This is a genomic window from Arthrobacter silviterrae, assembly GCF_011045165.1.
GTDB lineage: Bacteria > Actinomycetota > Actinomycetes > Actinomycetales > Micrococcaceae > Specibacter > Specibacter silviterrae.
This window is the reverse complement of sequence record NZ_JAAKZI010000049.1, coordinates 1-20,285: the sequence shown is the minus strand read 5'-3', so window position 1 is coordinate 20,285 and position 20,285 is coordinate 1. Positions and strand designations below refer to the sequence as shown.

Genomic DNA, 20,285 nt, shown 5'->3' with positions numbered 1-20,285 from the left:
CCCTTAGGCCACTAAATTCTCCGCAGCCACGTCCATGTGCTCGAGAATGGCCAACTGCGCGGCTTTAGGGTCGCCGGTTTCAATCGACTCCACTATGTCCAGATGCCGGTCCACGTTCATGTTTTTGACGGCCCGCTCCAATCCGGCAAACATGATCGACATTCGGATGGACCCCTCCAGCGACTCCCAGGAATGGAGCAGGGTTTGGTTGTCGCTGAGCTTGCAGAGCGTCCGGTGGAACTCGAGGTCGGACTCGATCCGAGCCTCAAGGGTGCCCCTGGAAGCGGACTTCATGTGGTTGACGGCGGCCCGCAGGGCCTTGATCACCGCGGAGCGGTTGGGCTGTTCACATAGCGTGCGGACCGCCAGGGATTCCAGGGTGGCCCGCACGGCGAAAATGTCGCGGATTTCCTTGGCATCAAGGTGCCGCACGGACAGGCGTCCCCGCGCGCCGGCGGTCAGCAACCCTTCCTGTTCCAGTTGCCGCAACGCCTCGCGCAGGGTGCCGCGGCTGATTTGGAGCATGTCGGAGAGCTCCGTCTCCACCAGATGCTTGCCGGGCTCCAGCGCCCCACTCGTGATGGCGGCACGCAGGGCGGAAACTGCCTGCTCGCGGAGGCTCTTTTTTTCCAACCCCAAGAGTGAGGCGGTGGCTGCTGGCATGGTGTGATCCTCGAAGTGGACGGTTGTTTGTTTACTGTCAGGTGTTAACAGTTGATGTTACGCCTCGGGCGCGGGACCTGTGGGAGGTCCCGCGCCCGATTCCAAGCAGAAGTGAAACTAGCCCAGTTCCGCGAGCACTTTCGCAACGATGCGTGGAACGGACAGTCCGTAGCGTTCGTGCAGGGTCGGCAGTGCTCCGGCGTCGAGGAAGGCGTCCGGCAGGCCGATGGGGACCACGCGCTTTCCCAACCCTGCGGTCACCACGGCTGACGCCACGGTCTCGAACAGCCCGCCCACCACGGAGTGGTTCTCCAAAGTCACGGCCAGCCGGTCCCCGGCAAGTTCGGCCAAGACGGTAGCTGAGTCAAAGGGCTTGATGGTGGGGGTATGAACGACGGCGACATCCACCTTGTGTGCCTCCAGCGCCTTGGCTGCCTGGAGGGCGCGCATTGTCATGAGTCCACTGGAAACCAGTACGACATCCCTGCCTCTGCGGAGGACCTTCGCCTTGCCGAGCTCAAAGGTGTAGTCGTATTCGTCCAGGACGGTGGGGACGTTGCCGCGCAACAGCCGCAGGTAGCTGGGTCCCTCGCTGGCGGCCAGCTGCGGCACTGCTTGTTCGATGTCCACTGAATCGCAGGGGTCCACGATGGTCAGGTTCGGCATGCCCCGGAAAATGGCCATGTCTTCCGTGGCCTGGTGGCTGGGCCCGTAGCCGGTGGTGAGCCCAGGGAGGCCTCCCACAATGTTGACGTTGAGGTTGGGTTCGGCAATGTCGAGGCAGAGGAAGTCGTAGGCGCGCCGGGCGGCGAACACGGAGTAGGTCGAGGCGAACGGGATGAGTCCGGTCTCTGCCATGCCTGCGGCGGCGCCCAGGAGTAGTTGCTCTGCCATGCCCATTTGGAAAAACCGCTCCGGGAAGGCCTGGGCAAAGATGTGCATGTCGGTGTATTTGCCCAGGTCCGCGGTCAGTCCCACAATCCTTTGGTCTGATTCCGCAGCCCTGGCCAGTGCGTGTCCGAACGGTGCTGAAGCGGTCTTTTGCCCTGGGTCGGCGAAGGAGGCGATCATTGCCGAAGTCTTCAGCTTGGCCTTTGCCGTGGTTGTGGGGGTCATGCTGAAGCCGTCCCTTCGTATCCTGCGGCGAGCTGTTCGCGGCAGAGCTGCCATTCGTGTTCTTCGATGCGCATGAAATGCGCCTTTTCCCGGTTCTCCAGCAGGGACACTCCCCGCCCCACCTTGGTGTCACACAGGATGACGGATGGCTGCCCGTGGGACGCCGCCCGGGCGGCCGCGTTGTCGAAGGCTTCCAGCAACGCCCCTGCGTCATTGCCGTCAATCCGTTGGCAATACCAGCCAAAGGCCGTCCACTTCTCCGCCACTGGTTCGGTCCGCAGGACGGTTTCCGTCTTGCCGTCGGCCTGCAGTGCGTTGATGTCCACCATGGCTGTCAGGTTGCCGAGCTGGTGGTGGTGGCCGCCCATGGCTGCCTCCCACGTGGAGCCTTCGTCGAGTTCGCCGTCGGAGAGGAAGTTGAACACGCGGGCATTTGATCCCTGGTGTCGCAGCCCCAACGCCATGCCGACGGCGATGGACAATCCGTGGCCCAGGGAGCCGCCGGAAATTTCCATGCCGGGTGTGTAGGTGGACATCCCCGACATCGGCAGGCGCGAATCGTCGGAGCCGTAGCTTTCCAGTTCGTCAACGGGGATGATGCCGGCTTCGGCCAGCGCGGCGTAGTGGCCTATTGCGTAGTGGCCGGTGGAGAGCAGGAAGCGGTCCCGTCCCTCCCAGTCGGGTTGGTCTGCACGGAAGGAGAGCTGGCTGGCGTAGACGGTGGCGAAGATGTCGGCCGCGCCCAGGGCCTGGCCAACATAGCCCTGGCCCTGGACTGCGCCCATGTTCAGGGCGTGGTGACGGATGCGGTAGGCGGCCTCCGTGATGGTACGACGGCGGTCCGCGAAAGTGCCGCTGGCTGAAGGCCGCGTGGTGGTTTGGTCCAGTGTGGACATGGAATTTCTGCCTTTCGTTGGCTTAGGCATTGACGGTCAGCGGAGTGCTTTTGGTGGCGTCATCTGCCAGCTGGCGCTCGCGCTTGCCCCACGTCTCGCGGGTGCTGATGGCGGCTGCCAGGCCGATGAGTCCGTAGACCATGAAAAGTGCCGCAGGCCCGGCCCAGCCAAGGCTGAGGAACAGCAGGGTGGTGATGAAGGGCGTGAAGCCGGAAACCATGGCGGAGATCTGGTAGGCCAGTGACGCCCCGGAGGCGCGGGTCTTGGCCTGGAAGAGCTCGGGGAACCACGGTCCCTGTGCACCGGCCAGCGAGTTCTGGCAGACGGCATAGGAGATGATGACCGTCAGGATAATCAGGATCGACAGTCCGGTGTTGACCAGCAGAAACATGGGGAACGCAAAGAGCACGGCAAAGGCGCAGGACCAGATGTAGAGGGGCCGGCGGCCGATCTTGTCTGTGAGCCGGCCCCAGGCGGCAGTGGCAAAGATGCCGATTCCAGCGGCCACGCTGAGGGCGACCAGGGTTTCGGTCTTGCTGGAAAGGCCCGTGGTGTGGAGGTAGGAAATCATGTAGGTGATGGAGACGGCGTAGCCGGCCGTCTCCGCGATGCGCAGGCCGATGCCGCGGACAATGTTGCGCCAGTCGGTCTTGATGACTGCGGTGATCGGGGACTTGACGATTGCCCCTGTCGCCTTGACTTCGTCAAACACTGGGGATTCGGGAACCTTGGAGCGGATGATGAGCCCAACAATCACCAGGAGGATGCTGGCCAGGAACGGGATGCGCCATGCCCACGAATTGCCTAGGTGGACGCTGAAAAGGAACACCAGGTTTGCCAGCAGGAGGCCCACCGGGAAACCGGCCTGGACCATGCCGGTGTACTTGCCCTTCTTCTTCCACGGCGCGTGTTCGTAACTCATGAGGATGGCGCCGCCCCACTCCGCGCCGAAGGCCAGGCCCTGGACGATGCGGACGAACACCAGCAGCGCCGGGGCCAGCAGCCCCACCGTGGCGTAGGTGGGCAGCAGGCCGATCGCGAAGGTGGCCAGCCCCATCAGGACAAGTGATGCCACCAGGACAGGCTTGCGGCCCAGTCTGTCGCCGAGGTGGCCGCCCAGGATGCCGCCCAGCGGACGGGCGGCGAAGCCCACGCCGAGCGTGGCAAAGGACGCCAGGGTGCCAGTGACAGGGTCCGTGCCAGGGAAGAAGGCCGTGCCGAAGTAGAGTGCGGCTGCCGTGCCGAATCCGATGAAGTCGTACGTCTCGATGACTGCACCCACGGACGAGCCCAAGGCAACGCGCCGGGCGTCCTTGGTGCCGTGGACTGGTCCTCGCATGGTGAGAGCTTCATTGCTCATGGTCGTAAATACCTTTCAAACGGCGACCGATGCTGCGGGCATCGTGGTGTCGACTGTTAACAGATGATACGCCAGTGTGACCTTAATCATTTCTCTTTGTCAACAGTCAACTTTGAAGGTTGACTGTTGACAGTGAATGGCCCTAGTGTGGGTTTCATCACCCGGGCCGCGGGTGGCGGACCCACCTAAGGAGCAGCGCCAATGTTCAACCCACGACTGGGCTGTTCTTCGATCAGCTTTCGTCACCTGGATCTCCCTAATGCACTCCAGACCATGGGCGAAATTGGTTTCGAGGAGATCGATCTCGGAGCCCTTCCTGGGGTCTGCAACCACGTCCCCTACGCATTGGGCGAAGAAGACGTTCGCGTTGTGTCCGCTCAGATTTCCGCGTCGGGCCTGAACGTTCGGTCGGTCAACGGCGACATCGGCGATCTCAACGCCATGCTTGGGGTCGATGCCCAAAAAGAACGGGACGGCCACCTCGAGATGCTGCTGGCGCTCGCCGTCGAGACCGGCGCCAAGGCACTGGTCCTGCCCTGCGGGGCCCTCAACCGGGATCCGTTGGCGAGCTTGGACGCAGACCTCGATGTCGTCGCGTCCTCCCTGGCAAGGGCGCAAAAGCGTGCTGATGCCATGGGCATCGAGCTCTGGACCGAAGCTCTGCACTACTTCCGCCTGTGCTCGGACATGGACCGCGCCGGGCGGCTCATCGGACGGCTGGCCGGGTCCGGCGTCGGAAGCGTCATGGACTTCAGCCACATCGTGGCGTCCGGGGCAGACCCCCTGGACTTCATCGATCGTTTCCACGGGACCATTGCCCATGTCCATCTCCGGGACGCTGTGCCCGGCAACATCAACCTCAGCATTGGCAATGGTGAGACCGACTTCGCGGCCGGCCTCGCCGCCCTGCAGGCCAAGGGGTACGCGGGGCACTTTTCGCTCGAACTCGAGACCCGTGATGTGGCCGACGATGAACGCCCCACCGCTGCCGCGCAGGCCGCCACCCATATTTCCACCCTCATCTAGTTCCACCCACCATTTCAAGGAGAATCATGTCCAACACCATCCAGCGCACCGCCGTCCTCACGGGAGCCACTTCAGAGCGTGGCATCGGCCTCGCAACGGCGCGCCGCTACGCCCGTGAGGGCTGGGCTGTCGTCATCCTGGACCTCGACGGGGAAAAGTCGGCCAAGGTTGCCGCCGAAATCGGGAACGAGTTTAACGTCCCCGCTTTCGGCCATGCCGTTGATGTCGCCAGCGAGGATTCAGTAACTGCCGCACATGGCGCCGTCCAGGCCGAGGTCGCCGCGAGCAACCTGCCCACGGTGGGCGCCCTCGTCAACATCGCCGGCATCACCTCGCCCGTGTCGTTCCTGGAAACCACCCTGGAACTGTGGAACAAGATCTTCGCCGTCAATGCCACCGGCACATACCTGGTCACCAAGGCCTTCCTGCCGGAAATGATCAGCTCCGGATGGGGCCGCATCGTGAACATGTCCTCGGTGTCCGCCCAGCGCGGCGGCGGCGTCTTCGGCAAGGTCCCCTACTCCTCGGCCAAGGCTGCCATCCTCGGGTTCACCAAGGCCCTGGCCCGGGAACTCGGGGACAGCGGCGTGACCATCAACGCCATCACCCCGGGCGCGGTGGACACCAACATTCGCGTGGGCAGCACCGACGAGCAGGAGGCAGCCCTCGCCCGCGACATTCCCGTGGGCCGCACCGCCACCACCGAGGAAATCGCCGCGGTCATCACCTTCCTTTCCTCCGACGACGCCGCCTACCTCACCGGCACCACGGTGGACATCAACGGCGGCAGCCACCTCCACTAAGCCCATTTCCAAGCCCACAGCAGGAGAGCAGCACCATGACGAAGCTATTCAACGATCCGGCCGCGTTTGCCGAGGAGGCCCTGGCAGGTTTTTGCGACGTATATGCGGACGCGGTCCGTCCGGTTCCCGGTGGCGCAGTCCGCCGCCACCGCCCCGCCACGCCCAAGGTGGCGGTCCTGGCCGGCGGCGGTTCCGGGCACTACCCGGCCTTTGCCGGCTTCATCGGCCCCGGGCTGGTCGACGGCGCCGTGGTGGGCAACATCTTCACGTCCCCGTCGGCACAGCAGGCGTATGCCGTCGCCAAGGCAGCGGACCAGGGAAGCGGCGTCGTCTTCGCCTACGGGAACTACGCAGGTGACGTCATGAATTTTGGCCTGGCCACGGAGCGGCTGGCCACCGAAGGCGTTGCCGTTGACAATGTGGTCGTCACGGACGACATCGCCAGCGCGGCGCCCGGGGAAAGCGCGAAACGCCGCGGCATTGCAGGTGACTTCACGGTCTTTAAGGTCATGGGCGCCGCTGCCGAGGCTGGTGCCAGTTTGGCGGAGGTGGTCCGCCTGGGCCGCAAGGCCAACAGCAACACACGGACCATCGGCAGCGCCTTCCACGGCTGCACCTTCCCCGGCGCGGACGCTGCGCTCTTCACCCTTGGCGGGAAGCAAATGGGGCTCGGCCTGGGCATCCACGGGGAACCGGGGCTCCTGAACATGCCGCTTCCGACGGCGGACCAGCTGGGCCGGGAACTCGTGGCGCGGATCCTGGCGGAGACACCGGATGGTTCCGGCCAGCGCATCGCCGTGGTGCTCAACGGTCTGGGTTCCACCAAGTATGAGGAACTGTTCGTGCTGTGGGGGACAGTGGCCCCGTTGCTGCGAGGTGCGGGCTACGCACTGGTCATGCCCGAGGTCGGGGAGCTTGTCACCAGCCTCGACATGGCGGCCGTGTCCCTGACAGTTACATGGCTCGATGACGAGCTTGAGCCGCTTTGGTGCGCTCCGGCGGAGTCGCCGGCGTACAAGCGGGGGAACGTTGCATCGCAGGGTGATCCGGATTCCTGGATGGGGCCGGATGGAAGTTCGGTTGATGCCGTCAGCTTCACGGCAAGCGAAGAATCCAGGGCCTACGCGCACAATTGCGTGGCGGCGCTGGAGGCGGCCGCGCGTGCCGTCCACGATGCGGAAGCGGTGCTGGGTGACTTGGACGCAATCGCCGGGGACGGCGACCACGGGCGCGGCATGGTGCGGGGGATCGATGCCGCCGTCGTGGCCGCAGGTATTGCCCTCGACCTGGGTGGGGGCGCCGGAACCGTTCTCGCCGAGGCCGGCGACTCGTGGGCGGACAGGGCCGGCGGCACGTCGGGAGTCCTGTGGGGTGCCGGGCTGCGCAGCTTCGGGGAAAACCTCGGGGACGTCACGGCGCCCACGTCGGAAATGCTCCTCGAAGCTGTGAAGGCATTTACCGCCCGGATCCGGGAACTGGGCAAGGCCGAGCCCGGCGACAAGACCATGGTTGACGCCCTGGTGCCATTCACCGCGGAGTTTCGCCGCCAACTGGCCGAGGGTGCGGATGTGGCTGCCGCCTGGACTGCTGCTGCTGACCAGGCCACTGCTGCCGCTGCAGCGACAGCAGGATTGCGTCCCCGCCTGGGCCGGGCCCGCCCGCTCGCCGAAAAGAGCCTTGGGACGCCGGATCCGGGGGCCACTTCCCTGGCCATGGTCCTCACTGTGATGGGACCCCATCTGGCAAACACCCAGACATTGGCCGCGGCCAAGCAATGACGAAGGAAGGGAACACCGTGGGAATCAGGCTCATCGTTGGCGCCGACGAAGCAGGCGTGGACTACAAGGACCAGGTGCTAGCGGACGCCAAGGCCGACCCCCGCATTAACGAAGTCATCGACATTGGAGTCAACCGCGGCGACGCCGAGTTCACGCGGCCCTATCCGTACGTGGGCATCGCCGCAGGGGAGATGATCAAAAACGGCCAGGCCGACCGAGCCATCCTGTTCTGTGGCACCGGCCTGGGTGTTGCCATCGCAGCCAACAAGGTGGAAGGCATCCGCGCCGCGACGGCCCACGACTCGTTTTCTGTCGAGCGTTCGGTGCTGTCCAACAACTGCCAGGTGCTGACGATGGGCCAGCGCGTCATCGGCGTGGAGCTGGCCCGCCGCCTTGCAAAGGAGTGGCTGGGCTATTCCTTCGACGCCGGCTCGGCCTCTGCAGCGAAAGTGCAGGTCCTGACGGACTTTGAGGGCTGCTAGAGGTTCCCACGAGTCCTCCACTAAAAGGGGGTACTCCCAGTACCTGCACCAACAGGCACTGCCACGCCGGCTCGCAAGAGTGTTCACTGGGATCAATGCCGAAAGCGAGGCCCCCGAAAGGCGCGCCTCGCTTTCGGCCCGCCGACTCCGAAGGCCCTGAAGCAGGCCGTGAACCAGAAGGACCCGCGTGCCCCGCACCGCCACCACCGCCACCAAAAACAAAAAGAGCACCGCCATCCTGGCCATCATCCTGGTCAGCTATTTCATGATCCTGCTCGACAACTCCACCATCTTCACCGGCCTGCCCGGCATCCAGGCGGAAATGGGCTACACCGCCACGGGCCTGGCCTGGGTGCAGGACGCCTACACCCTGGTCTTCGGCGGACTGCTCCTTCTCGGTGCACGGGCCGGCGACCTCCTGGGCCGCCGTCGCATCTTCATCATTGGCCTGGCAGTCTTCGCCACGGCGTCGCTGCTGATCGGCCTGGCACCCAACGGCCAGTGGCTCATCGGCGCCCGGGCGCTGCAGGGCGTGGGCGCGGCCGTCGTGGCGCCGTCGTCCCTGTCCCTGCTCACCGCCAGCTTCGCGCCGGGCCGTGAACGCACCCGCGCCGTGGCCTGGTACGGCGCCACGGCAGGCATCGGCGCCAGCCTGGGCCTGGTGATTGGGGGAGCGCTGGCCCACTGGATATCCTGGCGCGCCGGCTTCTTCATCAACGTCCCCATCGGCGCCGCCATGATCCTGCTGGCGCCGCGCTACCTCCCTGCATCCCCGCGCAGCACCGGCCGTTTCGACGTGACCGGCGCGGTCACCGCCACCCTGGGCATGGGCGCCCTGGTCTTCGGCATCATCAGCTCGGCCGACGCCGGTTGGCTGGCTCGCCTGACCATCCTCCCGTTGGGTGCCGCTGTAGTTTTGCTCGCCGTGTTCGTTGCCAATGAGTGGCGGGCCGGGCAGCCCATCATGCCGCTGCGGCTCTTCGCCAGCCGGGAACGCTCCGGAGCCTACCTGGCCCGCATGCTCTACATGGGCGCCATGATCGGCTTTTTCTACTTCACCACTCAGTTTCTGCAGGACGTGCTCGGCTTCAATCCGCTCCAGGCAGGCATGGCATTCTTCCCCATGACTGTGGTCAACTTCGCCGTCGCCCTGGCCATCCCGCGCCTGACCGCACGCTTCGGCAACGCGGCTCTGCTGGCCGCTGGCGTCGCCGTGACCCTGGCCGGCATGGTGTGGCTCAGCCGTCTCAGCGTGGGTACCTCCTACCTGGCCGGGGTGGCCCTGCCGATGGTGCTGCTGGGCATCGGGCAGGGGCTGGCCTTCGCGCCGCTGACCTCCGCCGGCATTGCCAAGGTCACCGCGGCCGATTCCGGCGCCGCCTCCGGCCTGGTCAACACCGCCCACCAGCTGGGCAGCAGCCTGGGCCTGGCCGTCCTGGTCACTGCCGCCGCGGCCACTTCCCGGGCCGACGGCGGAGCCCGGGCGGCCATTGCGGGTCACGTCAGCGCCGCCCTCACCGCCGGCAGCGTCATGCTGGCACTCTGCCTCCTTGCCTCGCTCGCGCTGATTGTGCCCGCCGAAATCGCGGCCCGGTCAGCCCGGGACGCGCCGTGGAGAACGGCGTGACGCGGGAGGAACTCATCGGGGCCAACACCTACGTCACGTTTTATGCCGGCTGGCCGCAGGGCATGGCCGCCATGGCCGTGGCCAAGGAACACTTCATCACCAACCACAAAGGAACACCATGAACATTGAACCCGCAGTTCCCACCGCCAAGAACCCTCCGGCCCAATTCGCCGGCGACGTCTGGCTAGACCCCATCGCAGCGCCCCATGAAAGCGATCAAACAATGGTGGTGGCCACTGTGCGCTTCGCACCCGAAGCCCGCACCGCCTGGCACTCCCACGCGCACGGCCAGTACATCCGCGTCACCCAGGGCGTGGGCCGCTTCGGCACACGGGACGGGAAGATCGTTGAGGTCCACCCGGGCCAGACGCTCTACACACCGCCGGGCGAGGAGCACTGGCACGCCGCGGCCCCGGGCTGCTATATGGAGCACATCGCCATGCTGCAACAGGCAGAGGACCCGGCCGCGACCACTACCTGGGCCGAGCACATCACGGACGCCGACTACAACGGGAGGTGACGTGGCCGCCGTCGTGCCTCTTCTGCCGAGGTAGCGGGTCCGCGCCAAGACAGCGGGATATCTCCTGCGGTTTCGGCGCGCTTCCGCTATCTCGAGGCATGGGGCCGGTGGCGGTTGAGGAAGGCGTCCAGCCGCCACGCAAATTCATCCGGATCGCACGCGGCTCCCTGCGGGGCGCGGCGGGCAGGCTGCACCAGCGGGGTCAGCCCATAGTTCACCGCCGCCTTGGAGGCCCGCAGGGATGCAGCGGACAGGCCGTCCCACTGCGCGAGGAGTTCGGTCAGTGAATCATCCACGGCGCCGTCTTCCACCAAAGTGGTGATAAGGCCCATCTGATGGGCTTCAGGAGCAGGAAGCAGCCGGCCGCCGTAGAGCAGTTCCTTGGTCCGTCCCGGGCCGATCAGCAGGGACATTCGCGTGGCAAAAGTGGCTGGCACCAGCAGGCCCAGCCGGCCAATGGGCATGCCGATCTTGGCGGACCGGTTCACCAGCTGGAGGTCGCAAGCTAGCGCCAGCTGGCACCCGGCGCCGGTGCCGAAGCCCTCCACCACGGCCACGGTGGGGACCGGGATGTCCTCAACAGCCTGCAGCGCCGCTTCCATCCCGGCAAAGCTTTCACTGACTTCCTCCTGGGTGGCCCCGTCCCACTCGCGCAGGTCCGAGCCCGAGCAGAACACGCCGCCCCCGCCGCGAATCACCACGGCACGCAGATCCTCCCGGCCCGCGAGTGAATCGGCGTCGCGTGCCAGGGCGGCCCAATCGTCCGGCCGCAGGGCATTGAGCCGCCGGCCGGTGCCGAGGGTCAGGGTGGCGACGGGCCCGGTGGCATCCAGGGCGATGGCGTCCGGTGCGGCGCTGTTCAGTGGCGCGCCGTCCAGGGCGACGGCGTCCAGGTCCAGGTGGGTGGTTGTCATTGGATGGCTCCTGCCTTGCGAAGGGACGAAATGCGGTCTCCTGTCAATCCCAGGCTGGCCAAGATGCCGTCCGTGTGCTGGCCCAGCAGGGGAGGGGCCGTCCTGACGGTGGCAGGCGTCCGCGAGAGCTTGATGGGGCAGTTGACCATATTCAGTTCGCCTTCCGTGGGGTGCTGCACGGTCGCCACCATGCCACGGGCAAGGACCTGTGGATCGGCCAGGGCCTGGTCCACGGTTTGGATGGGGCCCACCGGCACGCCAGCCGCGTCGAGGACTGCCACCCATTCCTCCGTGGTCCGGGTGAGCATGATGCCCTCGATGAGGGGAAGGAGCGCGCCGCGGTGAGCGACCCTGTCCGGATTGCCCGCGAACAGGGGATCCGTGGCCAGGTCCGCCCGGCCGACGGCTTGGGCGAAGCGCCTCCACAGGCCGTCGTTGCCCACGGCCACCATGGCGAATCCGTCGGCTGTTTCGAACGCCTGGTACGGCACGATGGTGGGGTGGGCCGAGCCGTACCGCTGGGGAATGTTGCCGCTGGCGAAGTAGCCGCTGGAAACATAAGTCAGCCAGGAGACCGAGCCGTCCAGCAGGCTGATGTCCACCCACTGGCCCAGCCCTGTGCGCCCCTTTTCGTGCAGGGCAGCCAGGATGCCGATGGTGGCCCACATGCCTGCGGTCAGGTCTGCGCTGCTGACGCCCACCCTGACCGGCGGGCCGGCTGCCTCGCCGGTCACGCTCATGATGCCGCTGCGGGCCTGGGCGATGGCGTCGTAGCCGGGCCGGTGGGCGTCCGGGCCGGTTTGCCCATAGCCGCTGATGGACGCATAGACGAGGCCTGGGTTCCGTGCGGACAATTCCTCGTACCCCAGGCCTAGGCGCGCCGCCGTGCCCGGGCGGAAGTTTTCCACCAGCACGTCCGCCGTGAGGGCCAGCTTTCGCACGGCCGCCAGTCCCTCCGCCGACTTCAGGTCCACGGCGAGGCTGCGCTTGTTGCGGTTGACGGACAGGAAGTAGGCGGCTTCCTCGCCCTGGAACGGCGGGCCCCACTGGCGGGTGTCGTCCCCCTGCCCGGGCTGCTCGATCTTGATGACGTCCGCGCCGAGGTCCGCCAGCGTCATGGTGGCGAACGGGCCGGAGAGGATCCGGGTCAGGTCCAGCACCACCAAGTCCGCCAGGGCGCCGCCGTCGTGCTTGTCTTTTTGCAGTGTCACGCGGCACTCCTGACGGCCTTGGGGGAGGTGCCGGCCAGGGCGCTCGCCGTCCGGGGCAGCAGGATCAGGGCGGCCATGCTCACCGCCGCGCAGATGATGATGTAGATGGAAATGGCCGTGGAGTTGCCGTAATGAGCCAGCAGGGCGGCCGCAATGAGCGGCGCCGGGCCGCCGGCCACCACGCTGGCCAGCTGGTAGCCCAGGCCGGCGCCCGTGTAGCGGATGTCGGCGTCAAACCCTTCGGCAATGAGCGCTGCCTGCGGCCCGTACTGCATGTCATGCAGTGCCAGGCTGACGATAATGGCAATGGCGATGAGCAGCGCATTGCCGGTGTTGAGCATGCCGAAGTAGGGGAAGGCGAACAGGGCCGTCAGCACAATGCCCGTGCCGTACACCTTCCGGCGCCCGAATTTGTCCGAGAGCCGCCCGAACAACGGAATGCTGATGAGCCCCAGCGCCGCCGCAATGAGCGTGTCATCCAAGATGGAATTGCTGTCCAGCTTCAAGTGCTTGACGGCATACGTGAGCACGAAGGTGATGAACAGGTAGAACGGTGCCTGCTCGGAGGTCCGCACCAGCGCCGAGAGCAGGATCTGCCTTGGCTGGCGCCGGATGGCCTCGAGAATGGGGTTCTTGACCACCTGCTGCGTCTTGCGCATGGCCTCAAACTCCGGGCTCTCCACCACCCGCGCCCGCACCCAGAAGCCCACCCCGATCAGGACGATGCTCAGGATGAACGGTATCCGCCAGCCGTAGGCCACAAAGCCGGCGCTGCCTGTCATGCCGGTTGTCAGGCGGACGACGCCGGTGGACAGCACCAGCCCCAGCGGCACTCCCAGCTGGGGCCAGCTGGCAGACAGGCCGCGCCGCCCCTCCTTGCCCCATTCCATGCTGAGCAGTACCGAGCCGCCCCATTCCCCGCCGACGCCGATGCCCTGGATGATGCGCAGCAGCACCAGCAGGACCGGGGCGGCCACGCCAATGCTCTGCCACGTGGGCAGGAACCCTATGAGGACCGTGCCGAAGGCCATGAGGAACAGCGTGGCCATCAGGGTGGTCTTGCGCCCTATCCTGTCGCCGAAGTGGCCAAAGATGGCTGCTCCCACGGGGCGGGCCACAAATCCCACAAACTGCGTGCCGAACGCCGCCAGAATGCCGGCAAACGCCGACTGGCCGGGAAAGAACAGGTGTGGGAAGACGAGCGCTGCCGCAGTCCCGTAGAGGAAAAAGTCGTACCACTCAATGGTGGTGCCAACCACGCTGGCCACGGTGGCTCGTCGCGCAGCCTGCTTCCGGGTCACTTCTTGAACTGTCATCGCAACTCCATTGCCTTGATGATTCGGGCTCTCTCACTACGGGCTGGGAACCCTGGGGATTGAATGTGATGTGGATTACTGTCTCACTGGACTAGCCTCTAGTACACCGGGTCACTTTGTCAATACTCCTGCCATGTATTCTTGGAGGCAATCGAAGCGTGAGGAGACGCCGGTGAGCGAAATGGCAGAGGGCGATGCGCTGGGGCGTGTGGCGAAGCCCCGCCTCTATGAGCAGTTGGTGACGCTGCTCCTGGGCTATATCGAGTCCGCCCAGCTGGGGCCGGGGGACCTGCTTCCTGCCGAGCGTGAGTTGGCGCAGCGGCTGGGCGTGTCCCGGGCAACGCTTGTCCAGGCCCTGGTGGCGTTGGAGGTTTTGGGTGTCATTGACGTCCAGCACGGCAACGGCGCCGTGCTGGTCTACCGCCCCAGTATTGCCACTGTCCTCAAGGGCCTGCGGGAGCACAGCAACCGGCTGCCGGAGATCGTCGAGGCCCGGAGCACCATCGAGGTGAAGCTGGCCGGGCTCGCGGCCGCCCGCCGCACGGACGGCGAGATGGAGGCCATCGACGCGGCTCTGGACGTCATGGCCGCAGAGATCGCCAACGGCGACAGAGGCCTCAACGGTGACGAGCTCTTTCACCAGGCCGTCACGGCGGCGGCACATTCAGCCGTGCTGGCCCAGCTCATGACCTTTATTGCGGAAATGGTGCTCGAAACGCGCATGGAATCCCTGGGACAGCCGGGCCGTCCCGAGCAGTCCCTGGCCTCCCACCGCAAGATCGCCGATGCCATCCGGGCCAACGACTCCCAGGCCGCTGCCGAGGCGATGCAAAAGCACATCGCCCTTGTCTCGGACGTGGACCTGCTCAAGTAGGGGCCACCCGCCGGGTCGCCCGCCCCACCCCTCTTCCGCCGAGACAGCGGGTCCGCGCCGAGACAGCGGGATATCTCTAGCGGTCTCAGCGCGCTTCCGCTAACTCGGCGGGAGTGCCCTACACGCCGAAGTCTCCGACGGCGATCAGGTGGCGGTGGTCGAGTTCGGGCTGGAGTGGCCGGCCGGAACGCGCAGGCTGCCGTACCGCTCCATCCGGTGCCAGCGCAGGTGCACGCCGGCAAGCGCAGTGACCACCGACTGGATCACCACCAGGTACATGAGCTGGCGGTACACAAACTGCTGGAGCGGCAGCGTCCACAGCGGGCGGAGAGGTTCGTTGTCGAGGCGGAAGGCGTAGGCGGCCATGAGGCACTGGACCAACAGGAACGCCAGCCATAGCGCCCCGATGCGGAACGGATCCAGAAAGACCAACCCGTAAATGGCAAAAACATCAACCACGGGCGCAAACAGCGGGAGCAGCACCTGGAAGACCAGGAGGTAGCTCAGCCCCCGCCGGCCCAGTTTGCCGGCCTGTCCGCCCTGGACCATCGCGCCGCGGTGCTTCCACATGGCCTGCAGCGTGCCGTAGCACCAGCGGTAGCGCTGCTTCCACAGGGCGCCCAGGCTTTCCGGCGCCTCGGTCCAGGCCCTGGCGTCCTCCTGATACACCACCCGCCAGCCGTCGCGGCACAATGCCATGGTCAGGTCCGTGTCCTCGGCCAGGGTGTCATCGCTGACACCGCCGACGGCGACAAGCGCGTCGCGGCGGAAGGCGCCGATGGCACCAGGGACGGTGGGCATGCACTCCGCGACGTCAAACAGGCGCCGGTCCAGATTGAAGCCCACGACATATTCAATGTGCTGCCACGCACCGAGCATGCCGCGGCGGTTTGCCACCTTTGTGTTTCCCGAGATGGCCCCCACGCGCGGGTCGGCAAAGGGCTGGATGAGCGAGCGGACCGTGTCAGGTTCAAAGACCGTGTCGCCGTCCACCATCACCACTAGCTGGTGGCTTGCCGCCTCAAGCCCGGCATTCAGCGCCGAAGGCTTGCCGCCGTTCTCCTTGCGCAGCAGCCGCACCCCAGGCAGCCCCACGGCTTCCACGACGTCGGCAGTGCCGTCAGTGGAGCCGTCATCAACCACGATGATTTCCACGGGGTGGTTCGAGGCGGCAATGGACCGTATGGCAGCCTCAATGCCGGCTGACTCGTTGTAGGCCGGAACAATCACCGTGGCGGGCTCGGTGACCGCGTCGCGGACCGGAACGTTCGCCCGCCTGCGCCCGCTGCCGGCCAACCGGGCTCGCCGCGCGGCGCGCCTGTGCCGGGCAGCAAACCCCACCACCAGGACGGCCCGGAGAAAAGTGACGATTCCGGCCGCCAGCAACGCCCAGGTGATAGCCGTCACCATAAAGCTGCTGAGCCGGATCCCCCAAACGAACGCCGTTCCGCTGATTTTTTCCGCCGTGGTGGCCGGGCGCATGCTCTGAATTCCAACAGCGCTGCCCACAGTTGTGACGTGGTAGCCCTGCACCGCAAAGCTGGACAGGGCGGAGTCCAGCGCGGCAACAGATTGTTCCCGGTTGCCGCCGCCGTCGTGCATCAGGATCACCTGCCCCTGGGAGCTGTGCGGGGCGATGTTGCGCTCAATGGCGGTGATGCCGGGGCGGCGCCAGTCCTCGCTGTCGACGGTGCTCAGCACGGTTAGGTACCCCTGGCCGGCCACAGCCTGCATGTCCTGCCATGTGCCGTTGTTGACGGCGCTGTTCCCGGAGCTGTACGGCGGGCGCAGCAGGGACGCCGCCTGGCCGGTGATGCCGATGATGGCGCTTTGGGCCCCCTGTACCTCAAGTTGGCGGCGCCAGTTTGGAGCCGTGCTGAGGTCGGTGTGGGTCAGTGTGTGCACGCCGATCTCGTTGCCGTCGGCGATGATGCGGCGGACCAGGCCGGGGTGGTCGATTGCCGCAGAGCCGACGACGAAGAAAGTTGCGTGGACGTGGTGCTTCTGGAGGACATCAAGGATCTTCGGCGTCCAGACCGGGTCAGGGCCGTCGTCGAAGGTCAGGGCAAGCGTTCGGTTTGGCGGTCCCACGGTTCGGACTGCGCCGCCGCGCGCGTCCACCACCGGGCCTCCTCGGGAGATGGTGCCGGGGACGGCGCTGGTGGAATCGTTGGAAGCCACGGAGTCGTCGCCGATCCCTGCCAGGTGGGTCATGTACCCCTGCACCGTCAGGGCAACACCCAAGGCGAGGATGACGATGGCCAGGATTACCCAGTGGGTATTGACCTTGGCCGGGCCGGCATCCTTGCTGGCTCGGCTGGTCCCGTGCGGCCGGCCACGCATCCTCACGGGTGTGCGGGCGGCGTCGGGCGCTTTGCCTGACCGGGAGAGGTGCCGCTCTTGCCGGGGGACGCAGGCTGTGCGCTAGGCGCGGGGGCGGGAGCTGGCGGGGCGGCTGCCGGGGGGGTGGGTGCGGCGCTGGGGGTGCCCGTGGCCTGGCTTGTCGCCGGGCCCGCGGTTGCGTGCGCCATGGTTGTGGGGGTCGCCGCTGCCGCCGCTGTACCCGGGACACCGGGGGCTGCCCCGGATTGACGTTCACTGGCTTGCAGTGGGCCGCCGTTGGACAACGGCGTGGCTGTTGAAGTTGGGCGATGGCTGGCCGGCGGGGCGGCCGGGACGGCGGCCGGGGCGGCTGGTGAAATACCCAGCGGCAGGAATGGGGCGGCGGCATTCGGTCCACCGAGGAACGCAATCAGCAGGAGGATTACGTAGCCGGCCGCCAGTCCCAGCACGCCGAGGCCCATGACTTTGATCCTCCGCAGCCGCCTGCCGGAGGCGTCGACAAATACGGGTCCGAGTGGCCGCGCGGACAGTGTCGCGTTGGGGTCTGCATGGTTGGCTGGCATCAATCGCCAATTTTAGACGACGGGCGCCACTGTCACAAATGGGTAACGATCGGCACTTTCCGGCGCCCCTTGGGATGCCCGCTTCAGCTGTTCTGTGACGACCTGCTCGGCCGCGGCCGCCGTGCATTCGCGGCGACAACACCGGTTGCCAATCCTGCGAAGCGGCCGTGAAATATTGAGGCCCGTCCGGCCCGCGGGGCCTTGCCGGGCGGGTCGCTTTACGGGACGCTTGAAAGATCAGCCCACGCTTTGCAGGCATTGGCGAGGAGCGTCATGCGAAGAATCATCAATTCCACCTACATCACCGCCGACGGCGTCATCAAGAACCCGCAGGACTGGCCGCCCCTGGAGCGCGACGAAACAGCCGACGCCATCCAGACGGAACTGCTGAGCCGGTGCGACGCAGTCCTGCTGGGCAAGGACACCTTCCTCAGCTTTGCCGCCGTGTGGCAAGGGCAGGCCGGAGATGCCTACACCGACCGGCTCAATGCGATGAGAAAGTATGTGGTGTCGACAACCATCCACACCTCTGACTGGGAAAATACCGTGGTGCTCGACACGGACATTGCCGCCGCCGTCGCCCGGATCAAGGACCAGCCGGGAGGCGACATTGTCAGCTACGGGTTTGGCAGGCTTGGCCGCACGCTGGTGGAAAACGGCCTGCTCGACGAAATCCGGCTCTGGGTCCACCCCTTCTTCCTTGGCGGCACGGCCGCGGGCACCCTGCTTTTCGGCCATGCCCCGGCCGCCAGGCTCACCCTTGTCGATTCCCAGCTGCTCAAGAACGGCATCGCCATACTGAACTACACCGTGCAGCACGGCGCCTAGCCGATGAAACTGACGACGGCGGCCCCCGTCCGGTTGCGCCGCAGGGGCAACATCCTCGAGGGGATCACCCTGGGCTGGAACGTGGTCGGCGTGGCGGTCCTGGCGGCTGCCTCGATTTCGGCCGGCTCCGTGGCGCTGGCAGGGTTTGGGCTGGACAGCTTGATCGAAATCGGAGCCAGCACCGTGGTGATCTGGGAGCTGTCAGGCAGTGGGGAGCGGCGCCAGTTAGTTGCCCTGAAACTCATCGCGGGTGCGTTTCTTGCCTTGGCACTGTACCTGTTCCTGCAATCGGGTGCCGCCCTGGCACTGGGGCACCATGCCGCCCCGAGCCCGGCCGGAATCGGCTGGACGGCGATCACCGCCGTGGCGATGTTTTTGTTGGCCGCAGCCAAGGCCCGAACAGGCAGGGCCCTGGGCAATCCAGTTCTTGCCGCCGAGGGCAGGGTGACGTTCATTGACGGCCTGCTGGCCACCGCAGTGCTGGGTGGGGTCCTGCTCGATGATCTGGCGGGCTGGTGGTGGGCAGACCCCGCGGCCGGCCTGGTCATTGTCTACTACGCGGTCCGCGAAGCCATGCACATACTGCGCCCCGGGAGCCGGCAGGCCAATAATTCAGCCGGGGTGCAGTAGCCTCATGCACGCATCCCCGAGGCCAGGACCTGAGCGCCTGCTTCGCATCGCCGGAGCAGCGGCGATCACTGGCGGGCCTGCCTGCTACCTGCTCGGCGGACTGCTGGCACCGGCCATCCACGGCACCGGCGCCGAAACCATCGAAGCCAACACGGCAGCGAACGCTTCGCAGAATGCAGTTCACCTGGCCGCCTTCGTGGCAGCCTCCTACCTGCTGCCCATGGGTGCCGTGGCCCTCGCCTGGCTGGCCTACCGCCGGACCCCGTGGCTTGCAGTCCTTGGCGGATTGCTCGGCGTCATTGGGTGGGCACCCTTTTCAGCGCTGGCCGCCCTGGATGATCTCGCCAGTGTCATGTCCCGGCAGCCTGGGGGCTCCGCCTATGCGGGCCTGTTGGACGACTTTACGAACGACCCTGTCATGGGCGGCTACCTGATTGTGTACGTCATCTGCCATCTCGCCGCGTATGTTCTCCTTGGAATCGCGTTGCGCCGTGCCCGCATCATTCCGTGGTGGTTTGCGTGGGCCATGATTGCCAGCAGTCCCCTCACAATCGCCGCCTTCGCGTTCCACAACGGAGCGCGCACCGCCGTTGGCGTGGCCGCCTTGGCCCTCCTGCTCCTGGGCAGCCTGCCCGCAGCACGCGCCATTGCTTTCCCGAACGGCAGAAAGGGCATTCCGAGAGGTTCCGGAATTCTCGGGCAGGGGTGAATTCCAGGCAAAGGGCTAGTGGACAAATCGACACCAAGCTGGGCGTTCCCCGTTAGTCTGCCTGCGGGTCTTTACAAGTTTGTCAAACGGCTACCAGACTGGGAAACACGTTTCGGCGACCGGCCGGGATGTCAAAATGTGAGGAGAAACCCATGGGATTCGGTGACTTGGTAAATGAATTCGCGAACAGCGAAGAAGGCCAGAACCTGAAGGACGAGGCTCTGAACAAGGCTGGCGACGCAGCCAACAACTTGACCGGCGGACAGTTCCAGGACCAGATCAACCAGGGCCGTGACGCTGTCAGCGGGGCTTTCGGCGGCCAGCAGCAGGATGACCAGTCCCAGGGTGGCGGGTACCAGGCCCAGGATGACCAGCAGCAGGGTGGCGGGTACCAGGCCCAGGACGACCAGCAGCAGGGTGGCGGGTACCAGGCCCAGGATGACCAGCAGCAGGGTGGCGGGTACCAGGCCCAGGATGACCAGTCCCAGGGTGGCGGGTACCAGCAGCAGGATGACCAGTCCCAGGGTGGCGGGTACCAGGCCCAGGATGACCAGTCCCAGGGTGGCGGTTACCAGGCCCAGGACGACCAGCAGCAGGGCGAGCAGGACCAGTACTGACGTGCAGTC

Annotated in this window: 21 protein-coding genes; 12 read left to right on the top strand and 9 right to left on the bottom strand. The window is 66.1% G+C overall.

Annotation, left to right across the window (positions count from 1 at the left end):
- Positions 1–3 precede the first annotated feature (3 nt).
- The 4 genes from G6N77_RS18385 to G6N77_RS18370 form a co-directional block, all read right to left on the bottom strand.
- Complete coding sequence (locus tag G6N77_RS18385) at positions 4–663, bottom strand: GntR family transcriptional regulator (protein WP_165183617.1); 660 nt, start codon at positions 661–663, stop codon at positions 4–6.
- 117 nt (positions 664–780) lie between these two features.
- Positions 781–1,779 (bottom strand): transketolase family protein, encoded by a 999-nt coding sequence (locus tag G6N77_RS18380; protein ID WP_165183616.1) that lies wholly within the window; start codon positions 1,777–1,779, stop codon positions 781–783.
- Positions 1,776–2,675: a transketolase gene (locus tag G6N77_RS18375; protein WP_165183615.1), complete on the bottom strand. Its 900-nt coding sequence runs from the start codon at positions 2,673–2,675 to the stop codon at positions 1,776–1,778. Before G6N77_RS18375 ends, G6N77_RS18380 begins: the two co-directional genes overlap by 4 nt.
- A gap of 22 nt (positions 2,676–2,697) precedes the next feature.
- Positions 2,698–4,035 (bottom strand): MFS transporter, encoded by a 1,338-nt coding sequence (locus tag G6N77_RS18370; protein ID WP_165183614.1) that lies wholly within the window; start codon positions 4,033–4,035, stop codon positions 2,698–2,700.
- Between the two features lie 201 nt (positions 4,036–4,236).
- On the opposite strand from G6N77_RS18370, the gene G6N77_RS18365 reads away from it, so the two are divergent.
- The 7 genes from G6N77_RS18365 to G6N77_RS18335 all read left to right on the top strand — a co-directional run bounded on the left by G6N77_RS18365 (position 4,237) and on the right by G6N77_RS18335 (position 10,271).
- On the top strand, positions 4,237–5,061 hold the full coding sequence (locus G6N77_RS18365) for a sugar phosphate isomerase/epimerase family protein (RefSeq protein ID WP_165183613.1): 825 nt from the start codon (positions 4,237–4,239) through the stop codon (positions 5,059–5,061).
- A gap of 26 nt (positions 5,062–5,087) precedes the next feature.
- Positions 5,088–5,864 (top strand): SDR family NAD(P)-dependent oxidoreductase, encoded by a 777-nt coding sequence (locus tag G6N77_RS18360; protein WP_165183612.1) that lies wholly within the window; start codon positions 5,088–5,090, stop codon positions 5,862–5,864.
- A 35-nt stretch (positions 5,865–5,899) separates the two neighbouring features.
- Complete coding sequence (locus G6N77_RS18355) at positions 5,900–7,642, top strand: dihydroxyacetone kinase family protein (RefSeq protein WP_165183611.1); 1,743 nt, start codon at positions 5,900–5,902, stop codon at positions 7,640–7,642.
- Positions 7,639–8,124, top strand: a complete 486-nt coding sequence (locus tag G6N77_RS18350; RefSeq protein ID WP_205678416.1) for a ribose-5-phosphate isomerase — start codon at positions 7,639–7,641, stop codon at positions 8,122–8,124. The genes G6N77_RS18355 and G6N77_RS18350 overlap by 4 nt, the downstream gene beginning before the upstream one ends.
- A 187-nt stretch (positions 8,125–8,311) precedes the next feature.
- The gene (locus G6N77_RS18345) at positions 8,312–9,751 is read left to right on the top strand and encodes an MFS transporter (protein ID WP_306986864.1); all 1,440 of its coding nucleotides are present in this window, start codon (positions 8,312–8,314) and stop codon (positions 9,749–9,751) included.
- Positions 9,748–9,873 (top strand): carboxymuconolactone decarboxylase family protein, encoded by a 126-nt coding sequence (locus G6N77_RS20230; RefSeq protein WP_262455588.1) that lies wholly within the window; start codon positions 9,748–9,750, stop codon positions 9,871–9,873. The genes G6N77_RS18345 and G6N77_RS20230 overlap by 4 nt, the downstream gene beginning before the upstream one ends.
- The gene (locus G6N77_RS18335; RefSeq protein WP_165183609.1) at positions 9,870–10,271 is read left to right on the top strand and encodes a cupin domain-containing protein; all 402 of its coding nucleotides are present in this window, start codon (positions 9,870–9,872) and stop codon (positions 10,269–10,271) included. The genes G6N77_RS20230 and G6N77_RS18335 overlap by 4 nt, the downstream gene beginning before the upstream one ends.
- Before the next feature lie 86 nt (positions 10,272–10,357).
- On the opposite strand, the gene G6N77_RS18330 is transcribed toward G6N77_RS18335, so the two are convergent.
- The 3 genes from G6N77_RS18330 to G6N77_RS18320 are packed head-to-tail and all read right to left on the bottom strand — an operon-like array spanning position 10,358 to position 13,712.
- On the bottom strand, positions 10,358–11,185 hold the full coding sequence (locus tag G6N77_RS18330; RefSeq protein WP_165183608.1) for an enoyl-CoA hydratase/isomerase family protein: 828 nt from the start codon (positions 11,183–11,185) through the stop codon (positions 10,358–10,360).
- A complete protein-coding gene (locus G6N77_RS18325) occupies positions 11,182–12,396 on the bottom strand; it encodes a CaiB/BaiF CoA transferase family protein (RefSeq protein ID WP_262455591.1) in 1,215 nt (404 codons plus the stop codon). The genes G6N77_RS18330 and G6N77_RS18325 overlap by 4 nt, the downstream gene beginning before the upstream one ends.
- A complete protein-coding gene (locus G6N77_RS18320; RefSeq protein ID WP_165183607.1) occupies positions 12,393–13,712 on the bottom strand; it encodes an MFS transporter in 1,320 nt (439 codons plus the stop codon). Before G6N77_RS18320 ends, G6N77_RS18325 begins: the two co-directional genes overlap by 4 nt.
- A 181-nt stretch (positions 13,713–13,893) precedes the next feature.
- Here G6N77_RS18320 and G6N77_RS18315 point away from each other — a divergent pair, with 181 nt between their 5' ends.
- Complete coding sequence (locus tag G6N77_RS18315) at positions 13,894–14,586, top strand: FadR/GntR family transcriptional regulator (RefSeq protein WP_165183619.1); 693 nt, start codon at positions 13,894–13,896, stop codon at positions 14,584–14,586.
- A gap of 144 nt (positions 14,587–14,730) precedes the next feature.
- On the opposite strand, the gene G6N77_RS18310 is transcribed toward G6N77_RS18315, so the two are convergent.
- Positions 14,731–16,929, bottom strand: coding sequence for a bifunctional polysaccharide deacetylase/glycosyltransferase family 2 protein (locus tag G6N77_RS18310; RefSeq protein ID WP_165183606.1), 2,199 nt, complete (start codon positions 16,927–16,929; stop codon positions 14,731–14,733).
- Positions 16,930–16,931: 2 nt separating this feature from the next.
- A complete protein-coding gene (locus tag G6N77_RS18305) occupies positions 16,932–17,492 on the bottom strand; it encodes a hypothetical protein (RefSeq protein WP_165183605.1) in 561 nt (186 codons plus the stop codon).
- A gap of 273 nt (positions 17,493–17,765) precedes the next feature.
- Here G6N77_RS18305 and G6N77_RS18300 point away from each other — a divergent pair, with 273 nt between their 5' ends.
- From G6N77_RS18300 to G6N77_RS20515, 4 genes are all read left to right on the top strand, one after another.
- Positions 17,766–18,320, top strand: a complete 555-nt coding sequence (locus tag G6N77_RS18300; protein ID WP_165183604.1) for a dihydrofolate reductase family protein — start codon at positions 17,766–17,768, stop codon at positions 18,318–18,320.
- 3 nt (positions 18,321–18,323) lie between these two features.
- Positions 18,324–18,950 (top strand): cation efflux transmembrane domain-containing protein, encoded by a 627-nt coding sequence (locus G6N77_RS18295; protein WP_240902416.1) that lies wholly within the window; start codon positions 18,324–18,326, stop codon positions 18,948–18,950.
- A gap of 4 nt (positions 18,951–18,954) precedes the next feature.
- On the top strand, positions 18,955–19,659 hold the full coding sequence (locus tag G6N77_RS18290) for a hypothetical protein (protein ID WP_165183603.1): 705 nt from the start codon (positions 18,955–18,957) through the stop codon (positions 19,657–19,659).
- A gap of 128 nt (positions 19,660–19,787) precedes the next feature.
- Positions 19,788–20,276 carry an antitoxin gene (locus G6N77_RS20515; RefSeq protein ID WP_420867320.1) on the top strand — a complete coding sequence of 163 codons (489 nt, stop codon included), beginning with the start codon at positions 19,788–19,790 and terminating at the stop codon, positions 20,274–20,276.
- The last annotated feature ends 9 nt before the right edge of the window (positions 20,277–20,285 follow it).

Excerpts from the sequence above, each read along its gene's own strand:
- G6N77_RS18330 (WP_165183608.1), bottom strand. The coding sequence starts at position 11,185 with ATGACAACCACCCACCTGGACCTGGACGCCGTCGCCCTGGACGGCGCG.
- G6N77_RS18350 (WP_205678416.1), top strand. The coding sequence starts at position 7,639 with ATGACGAAGGAAGGGAACACCGTGGGAATCAGGCTCATCGTTGGCGCC.
- G6N77_RS18360 (WP_165183612.1), top strand. The coding sequence starts at position 5,088 with ATGTCCAACACCATCCAGCGCACCGCCGTCCTCACGGGAGCCACTTCA.
- G6N77_RS18320 (WP_165183607.1), bottom strand. The coding sequence starts at position 13,712 with ATGACAGTTCAAGAAGTGACCCGGAAGCAGGCTGCGCGACGAGCCACC.
- G6N77_RS18300 (WP_165183604.1), top strand. The coding sequence starts at position 17,766 with ATGCGAAGAATCATCAATTCCACCTACATCACCGCCGACGGCGTCATC.
- G6N77_RS18315 (WP_165183619.1), top strand. The coding sequence starts at position 13,894 with ATGGCAGAGGGCGATGCGCTGGGGCGTGTGGCGAAGCCCCGCCTCTAT.
- G6N77_RS18355 (WP_165183611.1), top strand. The coding sequence starts at position 5,900 with ATGACGAAGCTATTCAACGATCCGGCCGCGTTTGCCGAGGAGGCCCTG.
- G6N77_RS18370 (WP_165183614.1), bottom strand. The coding sequence starts at position 4,035 with ATGAGCAATGAAGCTCTCACCATGCGAGGACCAGTCCACGGCACCAAG.
- G6N77_RS18385 (WP_165183617.1), bottom strand. The coding sequence starts at position 663 with ATGCCAGCAGCCACCGCCTCACTCTTGGGGTTGGAAAAAAAGAGCCTC.
- G6N77_RS18335 (WP_165183609.1), top strand. The coding sequence starts at position 9,870 with ATGAACATTGAACCCGCAGTTCCCACCGCCAAGAACCCTCCGGCCCAA.
- G6N77_RS18305 (WP_165183605.1), bottom strand. The coding sequence starts at position 17,492 with ATGCCAGCCAACCATGCAGACCCCAACGCGACACTGTCCGCGCGGCCA.
- G6N77_RS20515 (WP_420867320.1), top strand. The coding sequence starts at position 19,788 with ATGTCAAAATGTGAGGAGAAACCCATGGGATTCGGTGACTTGGTAAAT.
- G6N77_RS18365 (WP_165183613.1), top strand. The coding sequence starts at position 4,237 with ATGTTCAACCCACGACTGGGCTGTTCTTCGATCAGCTTTCGTCACCTG.
- G6N77_RS18295 (WP_240902416.1), top strand. The coding sequence starts at position 18,324 with ATGAAACTGACGACGGCGGCCCCCGTCCGGTTGCGCCGCAGGGGCAAC.
- G6N77_RS18310 (WP_165183606.1), bottom strand. The coding sequence starts at position 16,929 with ATGCGTGGCCGGCCGCACGGGACCAGCCGAGCCAGCAAGGATGCCGGC.
- G6N77_RS18290 (WP_165183603.1), top strand. The coding sequence starts at position 18,955 with ATGCACGCATCCCCGAGGCCAGGACCTGAGCGCCTGCTTCGCATCGCC.
- G6N77_RS18380 (WP_165183616.1), bottom strand. The coding sequence starts at position 1,779 with ATGACCCCCACAACCACGGCAAAGGCCAAGCTGAAGACTTCGGCAATG.
- G6N77_RS18375 (WP_165183615.1), bottom strand. The coding sequence starts at position 2,675 with ATGTCCACACTGGACCAAACCACCACGCGGCCTTCAGCCAGCGGCACT.